This is a genomic window from Georgenia sp. SUBG003, from assembly GCF_000715355.2.
In the GTDB taxonomy this organism is placed as follows: domain Bacteria; phylum Actinomycetota; class Actinomycetes; order Actinomycetales; family Actinomycetaceae; genus Georgenia.
Genome location: NZ_CP180204.1, coordinates 162,196 through 173,356, shown reverse-complemented (window position 1 = coordinate 173,356; position 11,161 = coordinate 162,196). Strand labels below are relative to the sequence as shown.

Here is an 11,161-nt window from a genome sequence, read left to right as displayed (position 1 = left end):
GGCCCGGATCCCTGCGGCGACCTCCTACCGACCGAGCTCCAACCCCTACCCCCTACCCACAGTTCCTGAACGTCAAAGGAGACCACCATGTCTGTTTCCGTCCGGCGCCTCGCGGCCCCCGTCGCCCTGGTCGCCTCCGCGGCCCTGCTCGCGGCGTGCACGTCCAACACCCCGGAGCAGCCCGCCAACACCGGTGGCGGCAACGCCGCCGCCCCCGCGGGCAGCAACGACGAGACGGGAGAGACCGTCACCATCGGGTTCTCCGCCCCGGCCGCCGACCACGGCTGGATGGGCGCCATCACCTCCGCCGCCGAGGCCGAGGCCGCCAAGTACGAGGACATCGACCTCCAGGTCGCCGAGGGCACGAACGACGTCAACCTCCAGATCTCCCAGGTGGAGACGTTCATCAACGACGGCGTCGACGCCATCGTGCTGCTGCCGTTCGACGGCGCCGCGCTCACCGAGGTCGCCACCGAGGCGATGGAAGCGGGCATCCCCGTCATCAACGTCGACCGCGAGTTCTCCCGTCCCGAGGCCGCCCGTGTCACGGTCCTGGGCGACAACTACGGCATGGGCCGCAGCGCCGGCGAGTACATGTGCGAGCGGCTCGGCGACCAGGGCGACGCCGTCATCGCCGAGATCGCCGGCATCGACAACCTGCCGCTGACCCAGGACCGCAGCCAGGGCTTCGCCGACGCGCTCGGCGAGTGCGGCCTCGAGGTCTCCAACCGCGTGGCCGCCGACTTCACCGTCCAGGGCGGCGAGTCCGCGACGGCGAACCTGCTCCAGGCCGCCCCCGAGATCGACGCGATCTGGAACCACGACGACGACCAGGGCGTCGGCGTCCTCGCGGCCATCGAGAACGCTGGCCGTGACGAGTTCTTCCTCGTCGGCGGCGCCGGCTCGGCCAACATGATGGAGGAGATCAAGTCCGGCGACTCCGTCGTCGAGGCCACCGTCATCTACCCGGCCACCCAGGCCGCCGACGGCATCCGTCTCGCCCGCCTCCTCGCCCAGGGCAAGGCCATGAGCGACCTCGTCGAGATCGAGGTGCCCCGGCTCGTGCAGCTCTACGCCCCCGTGGTCACGGCGGACAACGTCGACGAGTACCTGCCGACCGCGTTCCAGTCCTGACGGAACCGACCAGGCCCGGGCCGAGCGAGGCCCGGGCCGGCCGGCGCGCGGCGCACGCGCCGGTGCGAGAGGAAGAGAAATGACTCAAGCAGCAGCACGCCCGCTCCGCGTGGCGATGGTGGGCTACGCCTTCATGGGCCGGGCGCACTCCCAGGGCTGGCGGGTGGCGCCGCGGTTCTTCGACCTTCCGTGCGACCCGGTCATGCAGGTCCTGGTGGGCCGCTCGCCGGAGCGTTCGGCGGAGGCCGCGCGGCAGCTCGGCTGGGCCGAGGTGGAGACGGACTGGCGCCGCGTCGTCGAGCGTGACGACATCGACCTGGTCGACATCTGCACACCCGGGGACACCCACGCCGAGATCGCCACGGCCGCGCTCGAGGCGGGCAAGCACGTCCTCGTCGAGAAGCCGATGGCGAACACCCTCGCCGAGGCGGAGCAGATGGCCGCGGCGGCCGCGGCCGCCGCGCAGCGCGGCGTGCTGTCGATGGTCGGCTTCACCTACCGCCGCGTCCCCGCGGTCAGCCTGGCCCGCCAGCTCGTGGCGGAGGGGCGCATCGGCGAGGTCAGGCAGGTCCGTTGCCAGTACCTGCAGGACTGGCTCGCGGACGAGAACACGCCGGGCTCCTGGCGCACCGACAAGGCGAAGGCCGGCTCCGGGGCGCTCGGCGACATCGGCGCCCACATCGTCGACCTCACCCACTTCATCACCGGGCAGCGGCTGGCCGGGGTCTCCGGCCGCCTCGACACGCTGGTCGGCGAGCGGCCGGTCGCCGAGAGCTTCGCCGGACTGAGCGGCAGGGGCGGGGCCGACCGCGTCCCTGTCACGGTCGACGACACCGCGATGTTCATCGGCGAGCTCGCCGGCGGCGCCCCGGCCATCTTCGAGGCCACCCGCTTCGCCTGGGGCCGCAAGAACGCGATCCGCATCGAGGTCAACGGGTCCGCGGGGTCGCTCGCGTTCGACTTCGAGGACATGAACGTCCTGAACTACTACGACGCCCGCGAGCCAGCCCGTACCGGTGGCTTCCGGCGCATCCTCGTCACCGAGGCGGACCACCCGTACGTGGAGGGCTGGTGGCCGCCCGGCCACGGCCTCGGCTACGAGCACGGGTTCGTCCACCAGGCCGTGGACCTCGTGCGCGCCGTCGCCGCCGGTGAGCAGCCCACGCCGTCGTTCGAGGAGGGCCTCGCCGTGCAGCGCGTCCTTGACGCAGTCGAGCGCTCGGCCGGGCGCCGCAGCGAGTACACCGAGATCCCCGAGCACGGCCGGGCCGACGAGGTCGCGGCGCCGGCAGCCACCGGGCAGGACGTCCCCGCCGCCGCGGGGCAGAACTGAGGAGAGTGAGATGGCACGACCGATCACGCTGTTCACCGGCCAGTGGGCCGACCTGCCCTTCGAGGAGGTCGCCCGCCTCGCCTCGGAGTGGGGCTACGACGGGCTGGAGATCGCCTGCTGGGGCGACCACCTCGACCCGTGGCGCGGCGCCGAGGACGACGCCTACATCCAGGACCGGCTCGACATCCTGGAGAGGTACGGCCTGAAGGTCTGGACGATCTCCAACCACCTCAAGGGCCAGGCCGTCTGCGACGACCCGATCGACCAGCGCCACCGTGACATGCTCTCCGACCGGGTGTGGGGCGACGGTGACCCCGAGGGGGTCCGGCAGCGCGCCGCCGAGGAGCTGAAGATGACGGCTCGCACCGCCGCGCGCCTCGGCGTCCGGACGGTCACCGGGTTCACCGGCTCCTCGATCTGGAAGTACGTCGCGATGTTCCCGCCGGCCTCGGCGGAGATGGTCGACGCCGGGTACCAGGACTTCGCCGACCGGTGGAACCCGATCCTCGACGTCTTCGACGAGGTGGGCGTGCGCTTCGCCCACGAGGTCCACCCCAGCGAGATCGCCTACGACTACTGGACGACCGTGCGCGCCCTGGAGGCGATCGGGCACCGGGAGGCCTTCGGGCTGAACTGGGACCCCAGCCACTTCGTGTGGCAGGACCTCGACCCGGTGACCTTCCTGTGGGACTTCAAGGACCGGATCTACCACGTGCACTGCAAGGACGCGAAGCGCCGGGTCGGGAACGGCCGCAACGGGCGGCTGGGCTCGCACCTGCCGTGGGCGGACCCGCGGCGCGGCTGGGACTTCATCAGCACCGGCCACGGTGACGTCCCGTGGGAGGACGCGATCCGGATGCTGAACACCATCGGCTACGACGGTCCGTTGTCGGTGGAATGGGAGGATGCCGGGATGGACCGCCTCGTCGGAGCACCGGAGGCCCTGGCCTTCGTCCGCAAGCTGTCCTTCGAGCCCTCCGCGGCAGCCTTCGACGCGGCGTTCAGCACCCGCTGACGCCGCGCGTGGCGCCCGGCGCCACTGCGGCCGAGGCGTCATACTGCCGTGGCGTCACCGGTGACGACTCGACTTCCGGCCGGCATAGACGCCGGCCGGACGGCACGGGAAGAAAGGAACCCGACACAACCTTCACGCGAAGCACCCCGCCACCCATGAGGTCCGTCGTTGCAGCGACGGGGGTGACGGGGGGCCCCACAGCACACCCATCGGTCAGAAGGAAAGTGCCACATGAAGCATAAGAGGATGCGCGTCGCCGCGCTGGCGATCGCGGCAACTGCCGCGCTCGCGGTCCCCCAGGCGGCGTACGCCCACGACGGGGTCGACCACTCCACGGAGGAGGGGGCCGCCGAGGCCCTCGACTGGTCCAACTACGAGAAGATCCTGCTCACCAAGAACGTAGGTGAGCCCATCGGGATGGCCGTGATGCCGGACGGGTCCGTCCTGCACACCGCCCCGCAACGGAGACATCCGGCTGACGGACCCGAGCACCGGCGTCACCGAGATCGTCAACACGATCGACGTCTACGCCAACTCCGAGGACGGTCTGCAGACCGCCACCCTCGACCCGAACTTCGAGGAGAACGGCTGGGTCTACCTCTACTACGCCCCGCGCGTGATGGAGGGCGAGGGCTACCCGACGACGACGCCGACCGGGTCCGCGCCCAACAGCCTGCCCGCAGGCGCCGACGATTCCTACTGGGACCAGTGGAAGGGCTACAACCAGCTCACCCGCGTCAAGTGGGACGCCGAGGCGCAGGCGCTCGACCTCAGCACCGAGCAGGTCATCCTCAAGGTCGAGGCCCAGCGTGGCCAGTGCTGCCACGTGGGTGGGGACGTCGACTTCGACTCGCAGGGGAACCTGTTCCTGTCCACCGGTGACAACACCCCGGCCGGGACGCCGGGCGCGAACGGCTTCGCCCCGAACAACGACGCGCCGGGCATGAACCCCGGGTTCGACGCCCGCCGCGGCGCCGGCAGCACCAACGACCTGCGCGGCGCGATCCTCCGGATCACGGTCCAGGAGGACGGCTCGTACACCATTCCCGAGGGCAACCTGTTCGAGCCTGGGACCGAGGGCACGCGGCCCGAGCTCTTCGTCATGGGGCTGCGCAACCCGTTCCGCATGACCGTCGACCCGGTGACCGACTCGGTGAGCTGGGGCGACTACGGGCCAGACTCCGGCACCGCAGCCGAGGACCGCGGACCCATGGGCTACGTGGAGTGGCAGCGCACCACCAAACCGCTCAACGGCGGCTGGCCGTACTGCCACGGCCCCAACGCCAACTACAACGAGTGGAACTTCGCCACCGCCGCGCCGGGCGAGTGGTTCGACTGCGAGGCCGGGGCGGAGAACAACTCGCGCTGGAACACCGGCCTCGACGTGCTGCCTCCCGCCACCGCGCCGCAGCTGTGGTACGGCGACAACGCCGGCGACCAGCCCTGGCCCGAGCTGACGGAGTTCGAGGCCCAGGGTGGTCAGGCGCCGATGGGCGGCCCCACCTACCGCTTCGACGCCGAGCTCGACAACCCGGGCAAGTTCCCCGAGTACTGGGACGGGAAGACGTTCCTCTACGAGTTCTCCCAGGACTACATCGCCGCCCTGACGCAGGAGGACCCGGACGGCGAGGTCACCCACATCGAGCACTTCCTGCCGAACAGCGCGCTCCGGGACAACGTCCAGGCGATCACCGACAGCCCGATCGACATGGAGTTCGGCCCTGACGGCTCGCTGTACGTCCTTGACTACGGCAACGGCTTCTTCCGCCAGAACCCCGAGGCGGGCCTGTACCGGATCGACTTCGCCGCGGGGAACAAGGCTCCCCAGGCGGTCATCGCCGCCGACGCGATCTCGAGCAGCGAGGCACCGCTGACCGTCACCTTCGACGGCTCCGGCTCCACCGACCCCGAGGGCGGCGAGCTCACCTACGAGTGGGACCTCGACGGTGACGGCACGTTCGACGCCACCGGCGCCAGCACGACGCACACCTACCCCGAGCTCGGTCAGTTCACCGCCCGCCTGCGGGTCACCGACCCCGAGGGCAAGACGGGCATCACCTCCCGGGTGATCACGGTCGGCAACCAGGCCCCGACGGTCTCGCTCGACTACCCGGCCGACGGGTCGTTCTTCAACTGGGGCGACGCGGTGCCCTACCGCTTTGCCACCTCCGACCCCGAGGACGGCAGCGAGACGACCTGCTCGCGCCTGTCCTGGACGTTCGGCCTCGGGCACGACACGCATGCCCACCCCGAGGTGCTGGGCTCCGGCTGCGCCGGCGCCTGGGCCACCCCGGGCGACGCCCCGGAGCACGGCGAGACCGAGAAGCTCTTCGGCGTCGTCGTCGCCACCTACACCGACAGCGGCAACGGTGACATCCCGCCCGCCCAGGGCGAGGTGTCGATCATCCTCAACCCCTTCGTGAAGGAGGCCGAGCACGCCGACGCCCTTGAGGGTGTCGAGGTGGTCGGGGACGAGACGGCCGGCGCCCTGTCCAAGGTGACCTCCCTCGACGCGGGTGACCACATCGCCTTCGACCCGGTCAACTTCACCGGCATCGACGGTGTGACGGTCCGCGGCGCCGGCGAGGGCACCATCGCCCTGCGCTGGGGCTCGCCCGACGCCGAGCCGTTCGCCACCGCGAACGTCGCCTCCGGCGACTGGTCCGACGTCGACGCCGCCGTGACCGCGTTCCCCGAGGGCTCGGGCACCGTCTACGTCACGTCCACCGGCGGGGTCGAGCTCGACCGCCTCACCTTCAACGGCGCGGGAGTCACCGACGTCACCGCCCCCGAGGTCTCCCACACGGTGACCCCGGAGGCCGACGGCGAGAACGGCTGGCACCTCACCGGTCCGGTGACCGTCCAGCTCGCCGCGTCCGACAACGGCCAGGTCGCGTCGGTGGAGTACTCCGCCGACGGCGGTGTGACCTGGACCAACGTCCGCAACGGCCGGACCGGGGCCATCGCCCCCGTGCGGCTGGAGGAGGACGGCGCGCACGAGCTGCTCTACCGGGCGACGGACTCGGGCGCGAACGTCTCCGAGGTCGGCAGCGTCACGGTGAGCATCGACACCGTCGCGCCCGAGCTCGCCGTCAGCGGGATCGAGGAGACCACCTACTCCTCGGCGGACGTCGTCGAGCTGGCGGTCGACGCCACCGACGCGACGTCCGGCGTCGCCGAGGTCGTCACGCAGATCGACGGCCAGGCCGTCGAGGCGGGCACCATCGACCTCGCGACGCTGGACCTCGGCGAGCACACGCTCGCCGTGACGGCCACCGACGCCGCGGGTCACGTCACCGCGCACGAGGTGACGTTCACCGTCGAGGCCACCCTCGAGTCCCTGGCCGCTCACCTGCAGCGGCTGGTCGACGAGGGTGACCTGAGCGACTCGGCGGCCAAGCGGCTGCAGGCGTTCGTCGACCAGGCCACCCGCCACGCGGACGCCGGACGCACAGCACAGGCCGCCGACGCCCTCCAGCGGTTCCTCGGCGCGACCGACCACGAGCTGCTCGTCCGCGACGCCGAGGCGATCATCGTCGCCCTCGGCTGATCACCCTCCTGGCGGGGTACGGAGGGTGCCCCGCCAGGAGCGTGCCCGGTCACGGCCGGGTGCGCTGCCCGGCTCTGAGCCGGGCGCACCGCCCGCTGCGTCGGCGGCACCATCCGCACCTCCGCCGGCGAGCCGGCGCCCGGCGTCGTCCTCGAGGTGGAGGGCGAGGGCCAGAGCGTGGAGGCGACGACGGACGGCACCGGCCGCTGGAGCGCCGCGGTCACCGCCGCCGGCGAGTACACCGTCACCCTCGACGAGGCGACGTTGCCGGCCGGCGAGACCCTGCGCGACCCGGGCTCGAACCCGCGCACCGTCACCGTGGACCTCGGGGGCACCACGGGGGCGCTGTTCCCCCTCGGCGAGCCTGCCGCCGGAGCCGGCGGACCGACGTCGGAAGCACCCACCACGGACGACGGCGGAGCCGCCGTCCCGCCCGACGGCCAGGGCGGCGACGAGGCCGACGTGGCGCCGGAGAGCGCGGCAGCCGAGCGCGCCGGGACGTCCGGCCGCGCCGTCCAGCTCGTCGCCTCCGGCCTCATCTTCGGCCTGCTGCTGGCGCTCGCGTCGGTCGGGCTCTCGCTCCTGTACGGCACGACGGGACTGAGCAACTTCGCCCACGGCGAGCAGGTCACACTCGGCGCGCTGCTGGCGTACTTCTTCGTCCAGGTGCAGGGGCTCTCGCTGCCGCTGGCCGGGGCGCTGGCCGTGCTCGGCGGGATGGTCTCCGGCTACCTCCAGGACCGCGGCATCTGGGGACCGCTGCGCCGCAGGGGCGTCGGGCTCGTCCAGCAGATCATCGTCACGATCGGCCTCTCGCTCAGCCTGCAGTACACCTTCAACCTGCTCGCCGGCGGCGGGGTGCTGCGCATCGTCACCTCGAGCCCCGGGATCGTCCGAGTCGGGCCGGTCCGCCTGACCGAGCAGTCGGCCGTGTCGGTGGCCATCGCCGTGCTCGTCCTCCTGGGGATCGGCTACTTCCTCACCGGCACCCGCACCGGGCGCGCGACGCGCGCGGTCGCCGACAACGCCGCGCTGGCCGCGGCGTCGGGGATCGCAGTCGACCGCATCGTGCGGCTCGTGTGGACCCTGGGCGCGGGGCTGGCGGCGCTCGGCGGCGTGCTCCTGGCCCTCTACCTCAACGCCACCCGCTGGAACATGGGCACGGCCCTGCTGCTGCTCATGTTCGCGGCGGTCACCCTCGGCGGGCTGGGCACAGCGTTCGGAGCGCTGGTCGGTTCCCTCGTCATCGGACTCGTCGTCGAGCTCTCGACGCTCGTCATCCCGAGCGACATGCGCTACGCCGCAGCCCTGCTGATCCTCATCCTCGTCCTGCTGCTGAGGCCGCAAGGCATCCTCGGCCGCGCCGAACGCATCGGCTGACCCGGAGGCTCGAAGTGGACTGGTCCAACCTCGTCACGAACGTCGCCGGCGAGCTGTTCGCGCCCACGACCGCCGCGTTCGCGCTCGCCGCCGTCGGCCTGAACGTCCACTTCGGGCTGACGGGCCTGCTCAACATGGGGCAGGCCGGCTTCATGCTCCTCGGCGCGTACGGCTTCGCGATCTCCACGATCGCCGGCCACCCCCTCTGGTTCGCGGTCGCGGTCGCGATCGCCTGCGCCGTCGTGTTCGCGCTGATCCTGGGCATCCCGACGCTGAAGCTGCGCGGCGACTACCTGGCGATCGTCACCATCGCGGCCGCCGAGATCGTCCGGCTCGTGGGGCGCTCCACCGCGCTGACCGAGCTGACCGGCGCGTCCAACGGCCTGCTCGGCAACGCCTTCAAGACCACCTTCCAGAGCGCCTCGCCGTTCCCCGACGGCAGCGTGAGCCTGGGCCCCTTCACCTACTCGACGAACGCCTCGAACAGCTGGTGGCTCCGCCTGGTCGCCTGGGTGGTCGTCATCCTCGGCGCCCTGCTGGTGTGGCGGCTGATGCGCAGCCCGTGGGGCCGCGTCCTCAAGGGCATCCGCGAGGACGAGGACGCCGTCCGCTCCCTGGGCAAGAACGTCTTCGCGTACAAGATGCAGGCGCTCGTCCTCGGCGGCGCGCTCGGCGCGCTGGCCGGCATCCTCTACGTCCTGCCCCGCGCCGTGCAGCCGGACGCGCTGGGCCGGCCCACGACGTTCTACATCTGGACGATCCTGCTCCTCGGCGGGGCCGCGACCGTGTTCGGCCCGATCCTGGGATCGATGCTGTTCTGGGCGACGCTCATGCTCATCAAGTCCTTCATGCGCGCCGCGATCCCGGAGGGCGCGATGACCGTCGGCGAGATCGAGAACTTCGGCTGGATCCTGGTCGGCATCACGCTGATGCTCCTGATCGTCTTCAGACCGCAGGGGCTGCTCGGGGACCGGAAGGAGCTGGCGATCGATGCACGATGAGAGCACCGCGACCGGTCCGCGCGCCGATCTCTCCGCCGTCGAGCGGGTCCCCGGATCGTCGAAACCGGACCCGATCCTGGTGGCCGACGACGTCAGCCGCACCTTCGGCGGGATCAAGGCGGTCGACGTCGGCCACCTCGAGATCGCCCGGCACGCCATCACCGCGCTCATCGGCCCCAACGGCGCCGGGAAGACGACGTTCTTCAACCTCGTCACCGGTTTCGACCGGGCGGACTCGGGACGCTGGACGTTCGACGGCCGGTCGGTCGAGCGCCACGGGGCCGCCCGGGTCGCGCGCGAGGGCATGGTGCGCACGTTCCAGCTGACCAAGGCACTCAGCCGGATGACGGTCCTCGACAACATGCGCCTGGCGCCCGCGACCAGCCCGGCGAGCGGCTCGGCGCCGCGCTGCTGCCCGGACTGTGGCGCGCGCGCGAGCAGGAGATCACCGACAAGGCGCTGGAACTGCTCGCCCGGTTCAGGCTGGACGGCAAGAGGGACGACTTCGCGGGCGGCCTCTCCGGCGGGCAGCGCAAGCTGCTCGAGATGGCCCGCGCGCTCATGAGCGACCCGGTGATGATCATGCTGGACGAGCCCATGGCCGGGGTGAACCCCGCACTGACCCAGTCGCTGCTGGGCCACATCACCCGGCTGCGCGAGGAGGGCATGACCGTCCTCTTCGTCGAGCACGACATGCACATGGTCCGGCACATCTCCGACTGGGTAGTCGTGATGGCCGAGGGCCGGATCGTGGCGGAGGGCCCCGCGGGCAGCGTGATGCACGACCAGGCCGTCGTCGACGCCTACCTGGGCTCGCACCAGGACCGCGACCTCGGCGACGACTCGCTTCTCGAGGAGGAGTGACCGGCATGACCGCGTCGACGACCGGGAGCGCCCTGCACGCCGGGGCGCCCGCCGGCGAGCCGATCCTCGCCGCGCGCGACGTCGTGGCGGGCTACCTGCCCGGGGTGAACATCCTCAACGGCTGCAACCTCGAGGTCCACCCCGGCGAGCTCGTCGGGATCATCGGACCGAACGGGGCCGGGAAGTCCACCCTGCTCAAGGCGCTGTTCGGCCTCGTCAGGGTCCGCTCCGGCACCGTCGTGCTCGGCGGGGAGGACATCACCAACGAACGCGCCGACACGCTCGTGCGCCGCGGCATCGGGTACGTGCCGCAGAACAACAACGTGTTCCCCTCGCTGACGATCGAGGAGAACCTCCAGATGGGGCTCTACCAGGACCCGAGGCGGTTCACCGAGCGCTTCGCCGCGATCGTGGACATCTTCCCCACGCTCGGCGACCGGCGCCGCCAGCGCGCGGGGTCGCTCTCCGGCGGCGAGCGGCAGATGGTCGCGATGGCGCGCGCGCTGATGATGGACCCGAAGGTGCTGCTCCTGGACGAGCCCTCCGCGGGCCTCTCCCCCGTACGGCAGGACGAGGCGTTCATCCGCACCCGCAAGATCAACCGGTCGGGCGTGTCCGTCGTCATCGTCGAGCAGAACGCGCGGCGCTGCCTGCAGATCTGCGACCGCGCCTACGTCCTCGACCAGGGGGCCAACGCGTACTCGGGGCCGGGCCGGACGCTGATGGACGACCCGAAGGTGGTCGAGCTGTACCTAGGCACGCTCGCCGCCGACGTCGAGCAGAGGGACGGGGGCGACGACGACCCACGCCACGGCGGGTGAGGGTCCGCCGTCGGGTGGGGCCCGCCGTCGGGTGGGGCCCGCCGTCGGGTGGGGCCCGCCGTC

The 11,161-nt window shown here is 71.7% G+C and carries 7 protein-coding genes and 1 pseudogene; all 8 read left to right on the top strand.

Annotation, left to right across the window (positions count from 1 at the left end; all coding sequences use genetic code 11):
• Positions 1 to 87 precede the first annotated feature (87 nt).
• The 8 genes and pseudogenes from DA06_RS00750 to DA06_RS00715 all read left to right on the top strand — a co-directional run bounded on the left by DA06_RS00750 (position 88) and on the right by DA06_RS00715 (position 11,098).
• The gene (locus tag DA06_RS00750) at positions 88 to 1,134 is read left to right on the top strand and encodes a substrate-binding domain-containing protein (RefSeq protein WP_043496625.1); all 1,047 of its coding nucleotides are present in this window, start codon (positions 88 to 90) and stop codon (positions 1,132 to 1,134) included.
• A 79-nt stretch (positions 1,135 to 1,213) separates the two neighbouring features.
• Positions 1,214 to 2,467: a Gfo/Idh/MocA family protein gene (locus tag DA06_RS00745; RefSeq protein ID WP_052436187.1), complete on the top strand. Its 1,254-nt coding sequence runs from the start codon at positions 1,214 to 1,216 to the stop codon at positions 2,465 to 2,467.
• A 10-nt stretch (positions 2,468 to 2,477) separates the two neighbouring features.
• On the top strand, positions 2,478 to 3,482 hold the full coding sequence (locus DA06_RS00740; protein ID WP_043496622.1) for a sugar phosphate isomerase/epimerase family protein: 1,005 nt from the start codon (positions 2,478 to 2,480) through the stop codon (positions 3,480 to 3,482).
• Between the two features lie 469 nt (positions 3,483 to 3,951).
• Positions 3,952 to 7,032: a PQQ-dependent sugar dehydrogenase gene (locus tag DA06_RS00735; protein WP_418608298.1), complete on the top strand. Its 3,081-nt coding sequence runs from the start codon at positions 3,952 to 3,954 to the stop codon at positions 7,030 to 7,032.
• A gap of 156 nt (positions 7,033 to 7,188) precedes the next feature.
• Positions 7,189 to 8,412 (top strand): branched-chain amino acid ABC transporter permease, encoded by a 1,224-nt coding sequence (locus tag DA06_RS00730; protein ID WP_418606698.1) that lies wholly within the window; start codon positions 7,189 to 7,191, stop codon positions 8,410 to 8,412.
• 14 nt (positions 8,413 to 8,426) lie between these two features.
• On the top strand, positions 8,427 to 9,413 hold the full coding sequence (locus DA06_RS00725) for a branched-chain amino acid ABC transporter permease (RefSeq protein WP_043496605.1): 987 nt from the start codon (positions 8,427 to 8,429) through the stop codon (positions 9,411 to 9,413).
• Positions 9,403 to 10,277 (top strand): annotated as a pseudogene (locus tag DA06_RS00720) (ABC transporter ATP-binding protein). Before DA06_RS00725 ends, DA06_RS00720 begins: the two are co-directional and overlap by 11 nt.
• Positions 10,278 to 10,282: 5 nt before the next feature.
• Positions 10,283 to 11,098, top strand: a complete 816-nt coding sequence (locus tag DA06_RS00715; RefSeq protein ID WP_052436185.1) for an ABC transporter ATP-binding protein — start codon at positions 10,283 to 10,285, stop codon at positions 11,096 to 11,098.
• Positions 11,099 to 11,161 lie beyond the last annotated feature (63 nt).